This window comes from Jatrophihabitans sp., from assembly GCF_051960575.1.
Classification (GTDB): domain Bacteria; phylum Actinomycetota; class Actinomycetes; order Mycobacteriales; family Jatrophihabitantaceae; genus JBQCEE01.
The window spans coordinates 1-18,776 of the sequence record NZ_JBQCEE010000101.1 but is presented as its reverse complement, the minus strand read 5'-3'; the positions used below and the strand labels follow the sequence as shown (position 1 = coordinate 18,776).

Genomic DNA, 18,776 nt, shown 5'->3' with positions numbered 1-18,776 from the left:
GGCACCCCCACGCCGCCCCCCCCCCCCCCTGCGGTGGGCGGGGGCGTGGTGCTGCGCAACGAGGGCATGTGGCCCGTCGGCGTCCGCTAGAGGGGCCGACACGGCTTCGGGCCGGCCGACGTCGAGGCGGCGCGAACCGCCGCGGATGCGGTCGCCGCTGCCCTCGCGTCCGCGGTCGGCGGGGGACCGCTGCTCGTGCTCGGCACCGAGGCGCTGATGTACGCGCCGCTGCTCGTCGCCGAGGCCCTCGCGAGCCGCGTCCACTGGCCGGTGCGACTCTCGTCCACCACCCGCTCGCCGGTGCACGTCGTCGACGACGACGGGTACCCGATCCGTTCGGTGCTGCGGTTCCCGTCGCACGACCCGGCCGCTGACGGCACCGGGCCGCGCTTCGGCTACAACGTGCGCGGCTTCGCCGAGGTCGTGCTGGTCGTGGACGAGGCTGCCGCCGGCCCGGCGCTCGACGGCCTGCTCGGCGAGCTGCGGCGCGTCACCCCGCGCGTGCACGTCGTCGTGCTGCCGACCCACCTGCCACTACCGGCGCCGCTGCGCGGGCCCGCGTTCGGCAGCTACGCGGCCGACGAGGTGAGCTGGCTGCTGACCGATCTGTCCGACGTCGCGCTCGAGGCGCCGGTCGAGGAGCGCGAGGAGGCGATCCAGCGCGGCGGCGCGCACTACGCCGAGTCGCTGCCGATCGAGTACCAGCCGAGTGCCGAGTACCGCGAGCTGTTCGAGGCCGCGCTGGCGGGGTCGGCGCGGCGGCTCGCGCACGCGGTCGGCGTCGTCACCGAGATCGTGCTCGCCGAGCGGGGCGAGGGCGCCGTGCTCGCGTCCCTGGCCCGGGCGGGCACGCCGATCGGCATCCTGATGCGGCGCTGGGCCGCGCGCCGCCACGGCCTGCGCCTGCCGCACCACACCATCAGCATCGTCCGCGGGCGCGGGCTCGACGTGGTGGCGATGCGGCGGCTGGCGCACGACCACGAGCCGGCCGACGTCGTCTTCGTCGACGGCTGGACGGGCAAGGGCGCCATCGCGCGCGAGCTCGCCGCCGCCGTGGCCGAGGTGAACGAGGCGCTCGGCACGGCGTTCCGCGCCGACCTCGCCGTGCTCGCCGACCCCGGCTCGTGCGTCACCACCTTCGGCACGCGCGAGGACTTCCTCATCCCGTCGGCCTGCCTGAACTCGACGGTGTCCGGGCTGGTGTCGCGCACCGTCCGCAACGACCGCGTGCTCGCGCCCGGCCAGTTCGACGGGGCGAAGCACTACCGCGAGCTCGCCGCCGACGACGTCTCGAACCGCTTCCTGGACGCGGTGAGCGCGCACTTCGACGAGGTCGCGCCGGCCGTGCAGCGCGACTGGCCGGTGCTGCAGCGCAGCGACCGCACGCCCACGTGGGCCGGCTGGGCCGCCGTCGAGCGGCTCAGCGACGAGTACGGCATCCACGACCCGACGCTGGTCAAGCCGGGGGTGGGGGAGACGACGCGCGTGCTGCTGCGCCGCGTGCCGTGGCTGGTGCTCGCCCGCCCGGGCGCGACGCTCGGGCACATCCGGCTGCTCGCCGCGCAACGGGGCGTCGAGGTGCGCGAGGTGGCCGACCTGCCCTACGAGTGCGTCGGGCTCATCCACCCGCGCTACACCCGCGGCGCGACCGGCGCCGACGGCCTCGTGGCCGGGGCGAGCCGATGACGTTGCTGGTGGCGTCCGACCTCGACCGGACGTTGATCTACTCGAAGGCCGCCGCCGGCCGACCGCACGACGGGCTGGTGGCCGTCGAGCACTACGAGGGTGCCGACGCGTCGTTCATGACCCACCGCGCGGCAGCGCGGTTCGTCGAGCTGCAGCAGCGGGCAACGGTCGTGCCGGTCACCACCCGGCTGCCGGCGCAGTACGAGCGGGTGCGGCTGCCCGGCGCGCGTCCGGCGTACGCGGTGACGGCGAACGGCGGGTACCTGCACGTCGACGGCGTCATCGACCCGGCCTGGACGCGTCGGGTCGAGCGGCGCCTGCGCGACGTCGCGCCGCTGGGCGAGGTGTGGGACCACGTCACCGCGATCTGCCACGCCGAGTGGACGACCAAGCTGCGCAACGCCCGCGGCCTGTTCTGCTACGCGGTGATCCAGCGCAAGCACCTGCCGCCCGGCTTCCTCGCCGAGGCCCAGGCGTGGGCGGCCGAGCGCGGCTGGCGGCAGTCGCTGCAGGGCCGCAAGCTCTACTGGGTGCCGGCGCCGCTGACCAAGTCGGCCGCCGTCGCCGAGGTCGCGATGCGCGCGCAGGCGACGGCGCTGGTGGCCGCGGGGGACTCGCTGCTCGATCTCGACCTGCTCGAGGCCGCCGACGAGGCGATCGTGCCGGCGCACGGCGAACTGCTCGACCTCGGACGCGCCCCGGCCTCGGCCGCCGTCACCGCGACGACCGGCGTCGCGGCGGGTGAGGAGATCGTCGACTGGTTCAGCGAGCGCGCCACGCGCTGACCCGCCGCCTGGTCCCCTGCAGCGGTCGCCACGACGGTCGCGGGACGACCGCAGCAGGGGGCGAAGCCTCGGCGGAGGGCCGGTGGTCGTGGTGGTGCGGTTCAGCCGCGGCGGCCGCGCAGCCCGCGGCGCAGCACGAGCAAGGCGATGACGCCGGCGCCGGCAGCCGAGAGCAGCTTGGCCTTCGCCGGACCGCTCGCGACCTTGATCACCTCGGCGGCGTCGGCGGCGACGTTGCCCGCCTCGGTGCGCGCGGCGCTCGCCGCCGTGGTCGCTGCGGCGGTCGCTGCCGTCGCGGCCTCGGACGCTGCGTCGATCGCCGCGTCGACCGCCGTGGCGAGCGGGTCGCCGTGGGGCGGCGTTCGCTCCGCCGGCGCCACGGCGGGCGCATCCGCCGGCGGTGCCCAACCGCTCGGCGGGGTCAGGTCGGCGACCGGCTCCGGCTCGGCGACCGGCCCCGCCTCGGCGACCGGCTCCGGCGCGGCGGCCGGTTCGGGCTCGGCGATGGCGGCCGGCTCTGCAACCGGCTCCGCCGCGGCCGCGGCTGCGGGCGGGGGGCGGTCGCGGTCGTCCAGGGCCGCTTCCTCCGGCGTGACCAGCTCGACCGGGGCCTCGTCGATGTCGACGACGTCGTCGGCAGCGGCGACGTCCGCGGGCAGGGTGGCGTCGGGTGCGCTCGCCTCCGCCGACGCCTCCGCCGACGACTCCGCCGACGATGCCGCAGCGGCACTGTCGGACCACGCCTCGGTCGGCGCGGTGGCGGGGGCGTCCGGCGTCGGCCCGTCGACCGTCTCGGGAGCCGTCGCCGCCTGGGGCCCGGGCTTCGGACGCGGGGCGGCCGACTTGCGCGGCGGGCGCGGCCCGGCCGGTGCCGCCTTGCGGGGACGCGCGTTGTTCCTGCGAGCTCCGCCGTGCGACTGAGCCACGGGATCCTCCTCGACGAGTCGGTACCAGCCGGAGTGCCGACCCTAACCCGGCCCGCTCAGTCGATGCGCCGCAGCCCGGCCCGGTGCTTGCGGGCCAGCTCGGGGTAGTACGTCGGGTTCAGCTTCACCCACAGCTCGGCCGCCGTCCCGGCGATCTCGCGCTTGACGACGGCCGGCACGCCGGCGGCGAGCACGCCCGGCGGGATGTGCATCCCGGACGCCACCAGCGAGTGTGCGGCGACGAGCGAGCCCGCGCCGATGCGCGCGCCGTCGAGCACCGTGCAGCCGTTGGCCACCAGCGCTTCGTCCTCGAGCACCGCACCGTGGATCACCACCTGGTGCGCCACCGTGGCCCCCGCGCCGATCTCGGTCGTGACGCCGGGGGTGGTGTGCACGAGCGACAGGTCCTGCACGTTGGCGTTGCGGCGCACGACGATCGGCCCGTCGTCGCCGCGCAGCACCGCGCCGTACCAGATCGAGGCGCCGGCCTCGATCGTCACGTCGCCGATGACGCTCGCGGTGGGGGCGATGAAGGCGTCGTCGGCGATCGTCGGCGCGACGCCCTCGAACTCGAAGATCGGCATGGGGTCCTCGGCTGGATCAGTGGGGCGGCGTGGCGGCCAGGTCGGTGCACCGCCGGTCAGCGTCCCATTCGGCGAGGATGCGACGCCGCTCGGCTCCGGTCGCGGGCGGCGAGACGCCGCTGTCGGTGAGGTGCGACGGCGCGAAGCGCGCGCCCACGACCTGCGCGTGGTCGAAGTCGAGGGTGAGCACCCCGTTGTCGTCCTGCTCGTTGCCGAAGGTGCGCCACCAGAGGTAGTTGCCGAGCCCGTAGGCGACGTAGGTGCCGCCCGGCAGCCAGCCGGCGCCCTGCAGCACGTGCGCGTGCGTGCCGATCACCGCCGAGGCCCCGGCCGCGGCCAGCGCCGACGCGAGCGAGGTCTGGTCAGTCGACGGGCACGTCCGGTACTCGATGCCCCAGTGCAGGTAGACGACGGTGACGTACCCGGCGGCCACCGAGCGGCGCACCGCGGTGATCAGCCGCGGCTCGTACGCGTTCGCCACCCCGGCCTTGTGCGGGCCGGCGCTGAACAGCGGCAGCGTCGTCTCGTCCTGCACCTGGTCGGCGGCGAAGATCGCGACCTTCACCCCGTGCAACGTGGTGCGGTAGGGCGCGAAGGCGTGGTCGGCGTCCGGCCCGATGCCGAGCACGGGGAAGTGCGACGACGCGATCGCGGCGAACGTGTCGCGCAGCCCGGCGTCGCCGTAGTCGGCGCCGTGGTTGTTCGCCATCGTCGCGACGTCGACCCCCGCGTCCCGCAGCGCGGTCAGGGCCGACGGCGGCGCGCGGAAGGTGAACAGCTTGTTCTGCGGGTCGCCCCCAGTCGTGATCGCGGTCTCGAGGTTGACCATCGTCAGGTCGGCGCCGCGCAGCATCGCGGCGTCGGCGCCGAAGACCGTCGCCGGGTCGCGTGCCAGCCGCTCGCCGACCTGGTCCATGAAGTGGACGTCGCCGGCGAAGGCCATCGTGAAGCGGCCCTGCTCCGTCGGCGGGGCAACCGACCCGGACGTGGACGACGAGGGCGCACTCACCGTCGTCGAGCGTCCGTCCGGGGTTGCGCCGGCCGTCGTCCGGGCGAACGGTGTGGATCCGCTGGTGCAGCCGACGCAGAGCGCGACGGCCGCGACCACGAGGGCGACGGCGCGGCGGCTCATCCGAAGCCGCGCGAGTCCTGCTTGAGCGCGGTGTCGATCGACAGTGCCGACGCGACGACGAGCGAGCGCAGCGGCTCCTCGAGCTGCCGGTGCACCTGCACGACGTAGTTGTCGGCGGTGGTGAACATCGTCTTCGCCAGCCCCTCCCACGTCTTGGTGACGCGGGCGATCTCGGCGCCGGTGTGGTCCTGGATGCTGAAGTTCCACGCCCGCCAGTTCTCGGCGTTGATCGAGCCCCAGGTGTGGCCGCCCGACTCGAGGCTGAACCGGATCTTGCCGAAGACGTTCTGCTGCACGATCTGGCCGAGCTCGTAGCCGGCCGGGTCCTGCACGATGATGCGCGACTTCATGACCTTCGCCGGACGCGTCAGCGTGAGCAGCGGCGTGCCGGTCATGTCGACGACCTGCAGCTTGTGCGTCAGGTACTGGTCGTAGGAGGTCAGCAGGCGCACGGCCTTCTTCATCGCGCTCTGCCCCACCTCGCGCACCGCGGCGATCTGCCGGGCGTGCTGGTCGTAGATCGCGTACTCGTTGTTGACCTCGATCAGCTTCGCCTTCTGGTTCACCACCAGGATCGGCTCGGTGAACACCGACCCGCTGCCCGGTTGCCACGCCGCGACGCCGGCCTGACCCGCGCGCTGCACGTCCTGCTGCACCTTGCTCGGGTCGCGCTGCACCGTGGGCACGTGGCTGCCGCCGACGGGCGGGTCGACCGACTGCCGCCCGTGCGACGAGACGTGCTCCGTCCATTGCGCGCCGTCGTAGTAGCGCATCTCGTGGCGGCCGAGGGGGTCGGCGTACCACCCGGCGGGCGAGCTCGGCGGTGCTCCGTAGTTCGTCATGCGCGCATCCTAGGGACGAATCCCGTGACCGAAGTCGATCCGCGCCGTGCACTAGGTTTGCGGTCATGGATGCGGTACGGGTGGCGGCCGGGAGTTCGGCCGAGGACGCACTGCGCGCCGCGGGCGTCGACCTCAACGGCCCGGACGGCGCCGTCGTCGTCCGCGACGCCGACGGCACGCTGCGCGACCTCGAGTGGGTGCCCGACACGGACACCGACGTCGAGCCGGTCGCCGCGTCGTCGCCCGACGGCCTCGCGGTGCTGCGGCACTCGACCGCGCACGTGCTCGCGCAGGCGGTGCAGGATCTCTTCCCCGGCACGCTGCTCGGCATCGGGCCGCCGATCACCGACGGCTTCTACTACGACTTCCTGCCCGACAAGCCGTTCACGCCGGACGACCTCGCCGCCCTCGAGAAGAAGATGGGCGACATCGTCAAGGCGGGGCAGCGCTTCCACCGGCGTCCGATCGACGACGAGCAGGCGCGTCGCGAGCTCGCGCACGAGAAGTTCAAGCTCGAGCTCATCGGGCTGAAGTCGTCGGCCACGGGTGACGAGGCGACGGAAGTCGGGGCCGGTGGCCTCACCATGTACGACAACCTCGACGCGAGGTCGGGCGACCTCGTCTGGACCGACCTCTGCCGCGGCCCGCACCTGCCGACCACGCGGCGCATCCCGGCGTTCAAGCTGATGCGCAGCGCGGCCGCGTACTGGCGCGGCAGCGAGAAGAACGAGCAGCTGCAGCGCATCTACGGCACCGCGTGGGCGTCGCGCGACGACCTCAAGGCGTACCTCGCCCGGCTCGAGGAGGCCGCCAAGCGCGACCACCGCAAGCTGGGCCAGGAGCTCGACCTCTTCAGCTTCCCGGACGAACTCGGCTCGGGCCTCGCGGTCTTCCACCCCAAGGGCGGCGTGCTGCGCAAGGCGCTCGAGGACTACTCGCGCGCCAAGCACGTCGAGGCCGGCTACGAGTTCGTGAACACCCCGCACATCACCAAGGGGATGCTCTACGAGATCTCGGGTCACCTCGACTGGTACGCCGACGGCATGTTCCCGGCCATGCACCTGGACGAGGAGCGCGACGCTGACGGCGTGGTGCGCAAGCCGGGCCAGGACTACTACCTCAAGCCGATGAACTGCCCGATGCACTGCCTGATCTTCCGGGCGCGCGGGCGCAGCTACCGCGAGCTGCCGCTGCGCATGTTCGAGTTCGGCACCGTCTACCGCTACGAGAAGTCCGGCGTCATCCACGGCCTCACCCGCGTGCGCGGCATGACGCAGGACGACGCGCACATCTACGTCACCGACGACCAGGTCGAGTCGGAGCTGAAGAAGCTGCTCACCTTCGTCCTCGACCTGCTCAAGGACTACGGGCTCGACGACTTCTACCTCGAGCTGTCGAGCAAGAACCCGGAGAAGTACGTCGGGTCGGACGAGATCTGGGAACGCGCCACCGACACCCTCGCCCGGGTGGCGGCCGAGTCGGGGCTCGAGCTCGTGCCCGACCCCGGCGGCGCGGCCTTCTACGGCCCGAAGATCTCGGTGCAGGCGAAGGACGCGATCGGGCGCACCTGGCAGATGTCGACGATCCAGCTCGACTTCAACCTGCCCGAGCGGTTCGACCTCAGCTACCAGGGTGCCGACGGCGAGCGGCACCGGCCGATCATGATCCACCGCGCGCTCTTCGGCTCGATCGAGCGGTTCGTCGGCGTGCTCACCGAGCACTACGCGGGCGCGTTCCCCGCCTGGCTGTCGCCGGTGCAGGTCGTCGGCATCCCGATCACCGAGGAGCAGGTGCCGTACCTCCGCGAGGTCGCGACGCAGCTCGAGGCGCGCGGCATCCGGGTCGAGGTCGACGCGGGTGACGACCGCATGCAGAAGAAGATCCGCACCGCGCAGAAGTCGAAGGTGCCGTTCATGCTCATCGCCGGCGCCGCCGACCAGGAGGCCGGGGCGGTCTCGTTCCGGTACCGCGACGGCTCGCAGCGCAACGGCATCCCCGTCGCCGCGGCGGTCGACGAGGTGGCCGACTTCGTGGCCCGGCGGGTGAACGCGTCGCCGAGCGCCGAGCTGCTCGGATGAGCGATCGGCACGACGACACCACGCACGTCGACCCGGTCGTCAGCGAGCCCGCGTCGGCCTTCGCCGGCGAGCCCGACGGCTTCGGCCGGCTCTGGACGCCGCACCGCATGGTCTACATCCAGGGCGGCGGCAAGCCGGCGCACGCCGAGGCGGGGGACGACTGCCCGTTCTGCGCGGCGCCGACCCGCTCGGACGCCGACGGGCTCGTCGTCGCGCGCGGCTCGCTCGTGTACGCGGTGCTGAACCTCTACCCGTACAACTCGGGGCACCTCATGGTCGTCCCGTACCGGCACATCGCCGAGTACACCGACCTCGAGCGCGACGAGATGATCGAGTTCGGCGAGTTCACCCAGCACGCGATGCACACGGTGCGCAAGGCGATGGCGCCGCACGGCTTCAACCTCGGCATGAACCAGGGCTCGATCGCCGGTGCCGGCATCGCCGCGCACCTGCACCAGCACGTCATCCCGCGCTGGGGCGGCGACACCAACTTCATGCCCGTCGTCGCGCACACCCGCGTGCTGCCCCAGTTGCTGTCGGACGCCCGCGAGCAGCTCGCCGCCGCCTGGTAGCCGACCCACCGACACCGCGCGCCCGAGCCGCCATGCCGATCATGTGCAGACGCGCCGGACCCTCCCGCGCGCCATGCACATGATCGGGACGCGCATGTTGATCATGTGCAGACCCGCCGGCGTCCCCGGCGCGTCCTGCACACGATCCACTTGCGGCGGGTGCGCGCCGTCACTTCGGTGGCAGCGAGCGGGCGTGGGTCACGCCGATCGCGACCCACTCGGCCAGTGCCGCGTCGTCGAGGCCGGACACCTCGACCCGCAGCCAGCCGCCCATCGGGCGGCCGCGCATCTCGAACCGCGACGCGACAGGGGCGGCGACCAGTTCGTCGGTGCGGGCGGGATCGCACCGCAGCAGCAACCCGCCCCGGCCGCTGACCGACACCGCCAGATGGCCGCGGAGCAGGAACGCGAGCCCGCCGAACATCCGCCGCTCGTGCAACCCGGCTTCGCGGGCGACGAGCGCCCGCAGGCGCTCGGCCAGTTCCTCGTCGTACGCCATGCCGAGCAGTATCGGGACCACCACCGACAACGCCGCCGATCGGGACGAAGGTCCCGGCGGGCCGGGACGCTCGGTCGACCGGCGCCCCGTCCCGGCGGCGGGCCGTCCCGCGCGACGATCGCTGCGACCGGGTGCGCGGCGTGCTGCGCGCCGGTCGGGCGGGACGGAAGCGGGGCAGTGCCGAAGGTGGTCCCCTGTGCGTGTCCTGCGTGCCCGCGTCGTCGCCCTGCTCGTGGCGGTCGTGGCGATGGTGGTCGGCCTGCTCGGCGCCCCGTCGGCCTCGGCGCTCGCCGGCGCCGCCACGACGTTCGTGAACGGCACCGGCGGTGCCGTCGCGGCGACCGTGACCGCCGGCAGCGGCTCCGGCTGCGGTCTGCGGGCCGGGGGCTCGATCGCGTGCTGGGGCGACGCGCCGTCGCCGGTCCTCTCGCCGCCGGCCGGCACCTATCTGCAGCTGGCGCAGAGCGGCGACACCGCCTGCGCGCTGGCGGTCGACGGGCACGCGGTGTGCTGGGGTCGCAATGCGGTCTCGCCGGCGGTGTCGACGACCTTCGCGACGGTCAGCGCCGCCCCCGGCGGTGGGTGCGGCGTCGCGTCCTGGGGCGCCGTGAACTGCTGGGGGCACAGCTGGGGGCCCGTCCCGGGTGGGGCGTTCCGCAGCATCGCGACCGGCACCAGCACCGCGTGCGGCGTCCGTGTCGACGGCACCCTGACCTGCTTCGGCGCCGTCCCGACCTCGGCCGCGCCCACGGGCCGCTTCACCGACGTGAGCGTCGGCCCCGGCGACACCGCCTGCGCGCTCGCGGTCGACGCCTCGCTGCAGTGCTTCGCCGTCCCGGCCGCAGCCACCGTCGCGTCCACCTGGACACCGCCGCTGGGCAGCTATCGCCACGTCTCGGTCGGCCTGCAGCACGCGTGCGCGTCGCGCACCGACGGCGGCACCGTGTGCTGGGGCGTCGACACCGACGGCGAGACGAGCCCACCGGTGGGCGTCGACTACCTGCAGGTCGCGGCGGGCTCGGCGACGTCCTGCGGCCTGCAGGGCGACGGCCGCATCAGCTGCTGGGGCGCCGCCGTCGGTGTGCCCGGACAGAACTTCGGCCACCCCGGCATCGCGGCATCCGGGCTCTCGACCTGCGGCGTCACCACCGATTCGCACGTGGTCTGCTGGGGTTCACCGTTCGCCGGGACGGCGCCGACCGAGCCCGTGCGCAGCGTGGCCGCCGGCCTGTTCGACGCCTGCGCGATCACGATCGGCGGGCACCTGCGCTGCTGGGGCGGGACGGGTGCGGCGCTGCAGCCGCCGGACGATGCCGTCGTCACCCAGGCGGTCGTCGGCGACTCGTTCGCCTGCGCCCTGCTCGTCGGGGGCACCGTGCGGTGCTGGGGCGGCACCACCGGCGGTGCGCCGGGTGTCGTCGGGCACGAGCCGTCCGGCTCGTTCATCGCGCTCACCGCCACCGACGACGATGTCTGCGCGCTCGGCGCCGACGGGCAGCCGGTCTGCTTCGGCGCCGACGCGCTCGTGCCGCCGGCCGCGCCGCTGCTGCAGCTCAGCATCGCGTCCGGCACGGTCTGCGGGGTCACGGCCGCCCGGCAGGCGACCTGCACGAGTGGGGTCCCGGCGATCGTCACCGGCGCCCCGTCCGCCCGGGTGCGGTCCGTGACGCCGACGGACCACGCCGCGTGCGCGGTGCTGAGCGACTCGACCGTGACCTGCTGGGGCGACACCGGCAACGACGCGGGCGTCGTCGCCGACGCCCCGGCCAGCGTCACCTTCGCCGCACTGTCGAGCGGATCGGGTCACGTCTGCGGCATCGTCACCGACGGCACGACCTTCTGCTGGGGCGACGACAGCCAGCGCAAGGCCGAGGGGCAGTCGCTCGTCGGGCAGTCGCAGTACATCGGCGTCGGCCCCGCGCCGACCGGCGCCCTGGTCGGCGGTGCCCCGTACACGCCCGTCGTCACCGCGGGCGCCTCGGGCAATCCGGTGTCCGTCGCGGTCGACCCGGCCGCCACCGCCGTCTGCGCGATCACCGGCGGCGTCGTGTCGTTCCTCTCGGCCGGCTCCTGCATCCTCACCTTCACCGAGGCCGGCAACGGCGACTTCGCCGACGCCGAGACGCAGCAGACCTTCGCGGTGCACCCGACCGACGGCGCGATCGTCTTCCTCTCGACACCCCCGGCGGCCGTCGTCGGCGGCCCGACCTACACACCGGTCGCCGCCGGCGACCTGTCCGGCGACCCGATGGTCTACTCGGTCGACCCGTCGTCGACCGGCTGCACGATCGACGGCAGCGGTGTCGTCTCGTTCGTGCACGCCACCACGTGCCTCGTGGTCGCCCAGCAGAGCGGGCACCCCGGCGTCGCGCAGCAGTCCTTCACCGTCGGCCGGGGACCGCAGCCGCTCGCCATCGTGGACGACGTGTCGGACGCGCAGGTCGGCACCGAGCCGTACACCCCGCACATCACGAGCGGCACGAGCGGTGCGCCGATCACCGTCACGACCGATCCGTCGGCGACCGGGTGCACGATGGACCCGACCGGCATGGTCACTTTCGTGCACGCGACGATCTGCACGCTCGTGGCCACCCAGGCCGGCGACGCCGACCACCTGCCGAGCACCGTGCGGCAGAGCTTCCCGGTCGCGCCCGGCCTGCAGGTGCTGAGCATCATCTCGCCGGCACCGCACGCGGGCGCCGGTGGCGCCCCGTACCGCCCGGTCGTCGTCGCCGGTGGCTCGGGGCTGCCGGTCGTGCTGAGCGTCGGTGACCCGGCGGGTCCCTGCTCCGTCAACGGCGCCACCATCGTGTTCAGCGGCGAAGGACCGTGCACCGTGATCGCGAACCAGGCCGGCAACGCCGACTGGGCGGTCGCGTCGCCGGTGCAGCAGACCTTCTCGGTCGACAAGACGCCGCAGACGATGACCATCACCAGTGCCGCACCGCTGCACGCGACGGTCGGGGACGCCGGCTATCGACCGGCCGCGGCCCTCGGCGAGTCCGGGAACGCGGTGCTGTTCGGCGTCGACGTCCCGAACGGGGCCTGCACGGTCGCCGGTGGTCTCATCAGCTTCGTGCACGTCGGCACGTGCACGGTGGTCGCCTTCGAGCCCGGCGACGCGATCTGGGCCGACGCCACCGCCGAGCAGGACATCACCGTCGGCCAGGGCGCGCAGAGCATCACCATCGCGACGGCCCCGTCCGCCGGCACCGCCAGGACCGTCGCGACGGTCGGGGCCATCGGCGGCCCGTCCGGCCGGCCGGTCACGTTCTCCGTCGACGCCACGAGCGACGCGGGCACGTGCTCGGTCGACCCCGACAACGGCGTCGTCGCCCTGGCCCGTCAGGGGCAGTGCGTCATCGACGTCGACCAGGCCGCGTCGACCGATTACGCGGCCGCGCCGACGCAGCGGGTGTCCTTCCCGGTGCACCCCTACCAGCCGGTCGTGACGGTCACGACCTCGCTCGACCAGCCGGTCTTCGGGCAGTCCGTGACGGCGACCGCCACCGTCGGCGGTGGCGCGACCGGCACCGTGCAGTTCACCGTCGACGGCCAGGACACCGGCCTGCCGGTGCCGGTCGTGCAGGGCCAGGCAGTCAGCGGTGTGCTGACCGACGGCCTCGGCCACGCGCCGTCCGCCGGCCCGCACGTCGTGGGCGCGACGTTCGCGCCGGCCGACCCGGCCGTCGATGCGCCGTCGAGCGGCACGCAGCCGCTCACCGTGGGCCAGGCCGGGACGACCACGGTGCTGCAGGTGCGGCCGTCCACGGTGGTCGCGGTCGTCAGCGCGGTCGACCCCGGTGCCGGGACGCCCACCGGCAGCGCGGCGTTCCTGCTCGACGGGCGCACCGCGCTCGGCAGCGCACCGCTGGTGCACGGCGTCGCGACGCTCGCCGCGACGCTGCCGACGGGCATCCACCACGTCTCGGTCAGCTACGGGGGCGACGGCGACTTCCTCGCGTCCGGCGACTCGACGGCCCGCACCGACCCGACGGTCACTGCCACGGTGTCGTCGCTGGTGCCGCGGACCCTGTCGGGCTGGTACCGCAGCGCGGTGTCGATCACCTTCACCTGCACCCCGGGCAGCGGCGCACTGCTCGACCCGTGCCCGTCGCCGGTCGTGCTCTCGACCGACGGCGCCGGACAGTCGGTGACCCGCACCGTGCACGCCGACGACGGCGGGCTCGCGGTCGTGACGGTGCCGAACATCGCCATCGACCGCACGGCGCCGGCCATCACAGTGCGGGGGGTCAGGGGCGGCGCGACCTACCTCGGCGCCGCGCCGAAGGCGACCTGCACCGGCTCGGACACGGCCTCAGGGGTCGCCTCCTGCAGCGTCTCGACCAGGCTCGCGGGCACGACGGTCACCTACCGCGCGACCGCATCCGACCGCGCGGGCAACAGCCGCACGGTGACCGGCACGTACACGGTGCTGCCGTACTTCGTCGCCGGCGTGACGCCGGTGAAGGGGGTCTCGGCCGTCCGGGCCGGCCACAGCTACAAGCTGATGGCCGTCGGGCCCGCGGCGCCGCGTTGGCTCGCGCCGGTGGCGTCCCCGAGGCGGCCGAGCGGCAGCGGGGCGGCGATGGCGCGCGCCGGGGTGCTCGGTGGCGACCCGGCCTGGTCGGCGACGTTGACGATCAGGTCGACGATGCGGGTCAACAGCGTGTGGATCGTGGGGGTGAAGGTCGGCGGTGTCGTGCACCTGCTGACGCTGAAGGTGGTGCGCTGACGCCGCCACGGACGGCGGGGCAGCGGCGACTAAGGTCGGGCCAGTGGCGATGCACCTGCGTGGCGTGTTCCTGCCAGACGAGACCGAGCGCGACGCCTGGATCGTCGACGGTCGCCTGACCTTCACCCGGCCGTCCGGCGACAGCGACACCATCGCCGACGGCGGCTGGGTGCTGCCCGGCTTCATCGACGCCCACTGCCACATCGGGCTGGCCGAGGGCGGCGGCCACCTCAACACGTTGGACGCGATGGTCGAGCAGGCCCGGCTCGACCTCGCCGCCGGCGCCCTGCTGCTGCGCGACGCCGGCTCGCCGGTCGACAACCGCGCGATCCAGCAGCGCGACGACCTGCCTCGGCTGATCCGCGCGGGCCGCCACATCGCCCGTCCCAAGCGCTACATCCGCGACCTCGGCGTCGAGATCGAGCCCGACCAGCTCGTCGCGGAGGTCGAGCGGCAGGCGGCGTGGAGCGACGGCTGGGTCAAACTCGCCGCCGACTGGATCGACCGCAGCACCGGCGACCTGGCGCCCGTCTGGCCGGACGACGTGCTCAAGCAGGCCGTCGACCGTGCCCACGAACTCGGCGCCCGCGTCGCCGCGCACGTCTTCGGCGAGGACGCGCTGCCCGGCCTCATCGCTGCGGGCATCGACTCGATCGAGCACGGCACCGGCCTCACCGACGAGCTGATCCCGGCCGCCCTCGAGGCGGGCTGCGCCATCGTCCCGACGCTGGTGAACATCGACAACTTCCCGTCCATCGCGCTCGCCGGTGCCGCGAAGTTCCCCGTCTACGCCGCCCACATGCGCTCGCTCTACGCCACCAACCGCGAGCGCATCCGCGCCGCGTGGGAGGCCGGCATCCCCGTCTACACCGGCACCGACGCCGGCGGCTCGCTGCCGCACGGGCTGGTGCGCGACGAGATCCGCGCGCTGGTCGGCGCCGGCATCCCGCAGGACGACGTCGTCGCCCAGGCCTCGTGGCGCGGACGCGAGTGGCTCGGGCTGCGCGGCCTCGAGGAGGGCGCCGAGGCCGACCTGCTCGTGTTCGCCGAGGATCCGCGCCGCACGCTGGCCGCGCTCTGGTCGGTGCGCCGCACGGTGCTGCGCGGCCGCGTGGTGGCCTGACCGGTGTGAACGGCGAGGGAGCGATGAACCGGGCATACCGCGGCTGGGTGCTCGCGGCGACCGTGTACCTGCTCGCCGTCTTCAACCGCAGCTCGCTCGGCGTCGCCGGCCTCATCGCCGAACGGCGCTTCCACATCGGGCCGGGCGCGCTGTCGACCTTCGTGCTGCTGCAGATCGGCGTGTACGCCGCCATGCAGATCCCGACCGGCATCCTGGTCGACCGATACGGCCCGCGCCGCATGCTCATCGCCGCGGCGACCATCCTCGGCGTCGCGCAGCTGGCGTTCGCGTTCGTGCACGTCTTCGCCCTCGCGCTCGTGGCCCGGGCGCTGCTCGGCCTCGGTGACGCGCTCACCTTCGTCAGCACGCTGCGCTACGCCGCCACCCACTTCAGCGCGCGGCGCTACCCGTTGCTCGTCGCGCTCACCGCGGTGATGGGCACGATCGGCAACGTGCTGGCGACGCTGCCGCTCAACGCGCTGCTGCGCGGCGAGGGCTGGACGACCGGCTTCCTCACCGCCGCCATCGCCTCCCTCGCGGGCGCGGTCGGGGTGGCCCTGCTGGTGCACGACCCGACGCCGTTGCCCGTGCGCATCGCCCGCGACAAGCTGCGCCCGACCGCCCGCAACGTCGCGCGGCGGGTGCGGGCCGCGTGGGCGATCCCCGGCACGCGCCTCGGCTTCTGGGTGCACTTCACCTGCATGGCGTCCGCGACGCCGCTCATGGTGCTATGGGGGCAGCCCTACCTCGTGCAGGGCGTGGGCTTCAGCGCCGGTGCCGCGAGCACGCTGCTGATGATCGGCGTCATCGTCTCGGGCCTCGCCAACCCGGCCGTCGGCGCGCTGATCGGGCACTGGCCGGCCAGCCGCATCCCGTTCGGCCTCGGCGTCTCGGGCGGCACCGTCGTCGCGCTCCTCGTCATCGTCCTCGGGCTCGGCGACCATCCGTCCAAGGTCGTCGTCGCGACGATCTTCGTGCTCATGCTGATCGGCGGCCCGGCGTCGATGGCGGCCTTCGCGGTCGCGCGCGACTACAACCCGCCCGCGACGCTCGGCACCGCGTCCGGTGTCGTGAACGTCGGCGGCTTCGCCGCGACGTCGGTCGCCGCGGTGGCGTTCGGGCTCGTGCTCGACGCGCAGGGCGGCGCCGGCGCGCACGCGATGCGGCTGGCCCTGCTGGTGCTCGTCGCCGTGCAGTCGCTCGGGCTCGTGCAGCTGGCCACCTGGTACCGGCGGGTGCGCGCCGAGGCGATGCGTCGCCAGCTCGCCGGCGACATGGTGCCGGTGCGCGTCACGCGGCGGATGTGGTTCGACATCCGTGACCTCGAGGGGCCCGCGGCGACGCCGTGATCAGCCGGTCGCGAGGCCGTTCGCGGCGATGACGTCGCGGTAGAACAGCGCCGAGTCCTTCGGTGTGCGCCGCTGCGTGTCGTAGTCGACGCGCACCACGCCGAACCGCTTCGAGTACCCGAGCGCCCACTCGAAGTTGTCCATCAGCGACCAGACGAAGTAGGCACTGATGTCGACGCCGGCGCTGATCGCGTCGTGCACCGCGGCGAGGTGGCCGCGCAGGTAGTCGACCCGGTCGGCGTCGTGCACGGCGCCGTCGGCGGACACCTCGTCGTCGAACGCGGCGCCGTTCTCGGTGACCATCCAGCGGGTGCCGGGGTACCCGCGGTGGAGGCCGGTGAGCAGTTCGGTGAAGGCGCCCGGCTCGATGCGCCAGCCCATCGCGGTGTGCGGCCCCGGCTGCGGCAGCGACACGGCGAGGTGCGTGCCGGGGTACATCGACGGCCCGGACGACGCCTGCGGGTCGCTCACCACCGACTGGTCGGCCGCCCGCTGCTCGGGGGTCGAGTGCGCGACGAGCGTGGGGGAGTAGTAGTTCACGCCGATCCGGTCGACCGGCACGTTGATCGCCGCGAGGTCGCCGTCCTGGACGAAGCCGAAGTCGGTGACGTGCTTGAGGTCCTCGACGATGTCGGCGGGGTAGCCGCCGCGCAGCACCGGGTCGAGGAAGACGCGGTTCGAGATGCCCTCGACGTGCCGCGCGGCGTCGACGTCGTCGGGGGTCGCGGGCCGCACGGCCGCCGTGTTCAGCGTCAGCGCCACCTCGGCGCCGGACGGGATCACCGCGCGCAGGGCGGTGGTGCCGAGGCCGTGGGCGAGGTTGAGGTGGTGCACCGCGCGGTACGCGGCGGGGTTCGAGCGCACCCCGGGGGCGTGCAGGCCGACGGCGTAACCGAGGTAGGCCGAGCACCACGGCTCGTTCAGCGTCGTGAAGACACCGACCCGGTCGCCCAGCGCCTGCCCCATCACGCTCGCGTACTCGGCGAAGCGGGCGGCGGTGTCGCGGTTGGTCCAGCCGCCCTCGTCCTGCAGCGGCTGCGGGAGGTCCCAGTGGTAGAGGGTCGCCACCGGCGCGATGCCACGCTCGAGCAGCCGGTCGACCAGCCTGCTGTAGAAGTCGACGCCGCGCTGGTTGACCGCGCCCGAACCGGTCGGGACGACGCGCGGCCAGGCGACCGAGAAGCGGTACGCCTGCAGGCCGAGCTCGGCCATGAGCGCGACGTCGTCGTCGACGCGGTGGTAGTGGTCGCACGCGACGGCGCCCGTGTCGCCGTTGAGCGTGCGGCCCGGCTCGGCGCTGAAGGTGTCCCAGATGGACGGGCCCCGGCCGTCCTCGTCCACCGCCCCCTCGATCTGGTAGGCCGCCGTCGCGGCGCCCCAGGTGAAGCCGTCGGGGAAGATCATGGGTGCGGTCACGGGCCTCACCTTAGGCGGCGGCCCGACCACCCCGGTCGTCTGGCTAGAATGACCGGTCGAGTACTGGCACGGCTGCGGACCCTCTCCCCGCACCGCGCCACCATCGGATCCGCCGCACCGAGTGCCCCACCCCGGCGCGGTCGTCCACCGTGACCCACAGTCTGGAGCTCTACCGCCCGTGGCAACCAAGATCAAGCTGATGCGTCTGGGCAAGATGCGTGAGCCGCACTACCGCATCGTCGTCGCCGACTCGCGCACCAAGCGCGATGGCCGGTCGATCGAGACGATCGGCGAGTACCACCCCAAGAACGACCCGTCGGTGATCAAGGTCGACGCCGAGCGCGCCGCCTACTGGCTCGGCGTCGGCGCCCAGCCGACCGAGGCCGTCGAGGCGATCCTCAAGGTCACCGGCGACTGGCAGAAGTTCAAGGGCCTGCCCGCGCCCGAGCCGATGAAGGTGGCCGAGGCCAAGCCCGACAAGCTGTCGGTCTTCAACGCCGCCCTCGCCGCGGTCGGCAACGAGCCGGTCGCCGAGGCGACGACGCCGCGCAAGAAGGCCCCGGCCAAGGCCGCCGCCGAGACCGAGGCGCCGGCCGCCGAGGCCGCCGAGGCGCCGGCGACCGAGAGCACCGAGGGCTGACGTGCTCGAGGAGGCCCTCGAGCACCTGGTGCGCGGCATCGTCGACCACCCCGACGACGTCCGCGTCGACCTGATCGACAACCGGCGCGGGCAGCGGCTCGAGATCCGGGTGCACCCCGACGACCTCGGCCGGGTCATCGGCCGGTCGGGGCGTACCGCCAAGGCGCTGCGCCAGGTCATCTCCGGCGTCGGCGCGTCGGCCGGGTACAAGGGCATCCGGGTCGACGTCGTGGACACCGACCGGCGCTGACTTGTCCGACGAGCTCATCGCCGTCGGCCGTGTCGGCAAGGCCCGCGGCGTGCGCGGCGACGTCTTCGTCGAGCCGTGGGCGGCCCCCCCCCCCCCCCCGTTCGGTCCCCGGGCGGCCCGCCGCGCCCCCCCCCCCCCCCCCGGCGGGGCCGCGCGGGC

Annotated in this window: 14 protein-coding genes and 1 pseudogene; 9 read left to right on the top strand and 6 right to left on the bottom strand. The window is 74.0% G+C overall.

The genetic code is table 11. From position 1 onward, the window contains the following. Together ACTHMS_RS05360 and ACTHMS_RS05355 are read left to right on the top strand one after the other, a co-directional pair. A pseudogene (locus ACTHMS_RS05360) lies at window positions 1-1,686 on the top strand (cysteine protease StiP domain-containing protein); the annotation flags it as partial. Further along, window positions 1,683-2,471 (top strand): HAD family hydrolase, encoded by a 789-nt coding sequence (locus ACTHMS_RS05355; protein WP_440305639.1) that lies wholly within the window; start codon window positions 1,683-1,685, stop codon window positions 2,469-2,471. The pseudogene ACTHMS_RS05360 and the gene ACTHMS_RS05355, both read left to right, overlap by 4 nt. 101 nt (window positions 2,472-2,572) lie before the next feature. Here ACTHMS_RS05355 and ACTHMS_RS05350 read toward each other — a convergent pair whose 3' ends face one another. Genes ACTHMS_RS05350 through ACTHMS_RS05335 form a run of 4 tightly spaced genes read right to left on the bottom strand, consistent with a single transcriptional unit; the run spans window position 2,573 to window position 5,955 of the window. Beyond that, window positions 2,573-3,397, bottom strand: coding sequence for a hypothetical protein (locus tag ACTHMS_RS05350; RefSeq protein WP_440305638.1), 825 nt, complete (start codon window positions 3,395-3,397; stop codon window positions 2,573-2,575). 56 nt (window positions 3,398-3,453) lie between these two features. Continuing rightward, on the bottom strand, window positions 3,454-3,981 hold the full coding sequence (locus ACTHMS_RS05345; RefSeq protein WP_440305637.1) for a gamma carbonic anhydrase family protein: 528 nt from the start codon (window positions 3,979-3,981) through the stop codon (window positions 3,454-3,456). Between the two features lie 16 nt (window positions 3,982-3,997). After that, window positions 3,998-5,113: a CapA family protein gene (locus tag ACTHMS_RS05340; RefSeq protein WP_440305636.1), complete on the bottom strand. Its 1,116-nt coding sequence runs from the start codon at window positions 5,111-5,113 to the stop codon at window positions 3,998-4,000. Beyond that, window positions 5,110-5,955 carry a phospholipid scramblase-related protein gene (locus ACTHMS_RS05335; protein ID WP_440305635.1) on the bottom strand — a complete coding sequence of 282 codons (846 nt, stop codon included), beginning with the start codon at window positions 5,953-5,955 and terminating at the stop codon, window positions 5,110-5,112. The genes ACTHMS_RS05340 and ACTHMS_RS05335 overlap by 4 nt, the downstream gene beginning before the upstream one ends. Window positions 5,956-6,020: 65 nt before the next feature. Here ACTHMS_RS05335 and thrS point away from each other — a divergent pair, with 65 nt between their 5' ends. Continuing rightward, on the top strand, window positions 6,021-8,033 hold the full coding sequence (gene thrS / locus ACTHMS_RS05330) for a threonine--tRNA ligase (RefSeq protein WP_440305634.1): 2,013 nt from the start codon (window positions 6,021-6,023) through the stop codon (window positions 8,031-8,033). Beyond that, window positions 8,030-8,605 (top strand): HIT family protein, encoded by a 576-nt coding sequence (locus tag ACTHMS_RS05325; protein ID WP_440305633.1) that lies wholly within the window; start codon window positions 8,030-8,032, stop codon window positions 8,603-8,605. Before thrS ends, ACTHMS_RS05325 begins: the two co-directional genes overlap by 4 nt. Window positions 8,606-8,774: 169 nt before the next feature. Here ACTHMS_RS05325 and ACTHMS_RS05320 read toward each other — a convergent pair whose 3' ends face one another. Beyond that, entirely contained in the window at window positions 8,775-9,104 is a 330-nt protein-coding gene (locus ACTHMS_RS05320) for a TfoX/Sxy family protein (protein WP_440305632.1), read from the bottom strand. Between the two features lie 196 nt (window positions 9,105-9,300). On the opposite strand from ACTHMS_RS05320, the gene ACTHMS_RS05315 reads away from it, so the two are divergent. The 3 genes from ACTHMS_RS05315 to ACTHMS_RS05305 are packed head-to-tail and all read left to right on the top strand — an operon-like array spanning window position 9,301 to window position 16,311. Next, entirely contained in the window at window positions 9,301-13,839 is a 4,539-nt protein-coding gene (locus ACTHMS_RS05315; RefSeq protein WP_440305631.1) for a hypothetical protein, read from the top strand. A 49-nt stretch (window positions 13,840-13,888) separates the two neighbouring features. Then, window positions 13,889-14,962, top strand: a complete 1,074-nt coding sequence (locus ACTHMS_RS05310) for an amidohydrolase family protein (RefSeq protein ID WP_440305641.1) — start codon at window positions 13,889-13,891, stop codon at window positions 14,960-14,962. A 23-nt stretch (window positions 14,963-14,985) separates the two neighbouring features. After that, window positions 14,986-16,311, top strand: coding sequence for an MFS transporter (locus tag ACTHMS_RS05305; RefSeq protein WP_440305630.1), 1,326 nt, complete (start codon window positions 14,986-14,988; stop codon window positions 16,309-16,311). Here ACTHMS_RS05305 and ACTHMS_RS05300 read toward each other — a convergent pair whose 3' ends face one another. Further along, window positions 16,312-17,715 carry a glycoside hydrolase family 1 protein gene (locus ACTHMS_RS05300; RefSeq protein WP_440305640.1) on the bottom strand — a complete coding sequence of 468 codons (1,404 nt, stop codon included), beginning with the start codon at window positions 17,713-17,715 and terminating at the stop codon, window positions 16,312-16,314. Window positions 17,716-17,905: 190 nt separating this feature from the next. Here ACTHMS_RS05300 and rpsP point away from each other — a divergent pair, with 190 nt between their 5' ends. Together rpsP and ACTHMS_RS05290 are read left to right on the top strand one after the other, a co-directional pair. Then, on the top strand, window positions 17,906-18,367 hold the full coding sequence (gene rpsP / locus ACTHMS_RS05295; RefSeq protein ID WP_440305629.1) for a 30S ribosomal protein S16: 462 nt from the start codon (window positions 17,906-17,908) through the stop codon (window positions 18,365-18,367). 1 nt (window position 18,368) lies between these two features. After that, a complete protein-coding gene (locus ACTHMS_RS05290) occupies window positions 18,369-18,617 on the top strand; it encodes an RNA-binding protein (RefSeq protein ID WP_440305628.1) in 249 nt (82 codons plus the stop codon). Window positions 18,618-18,776 lie beyond the last annotated feature (159 nt).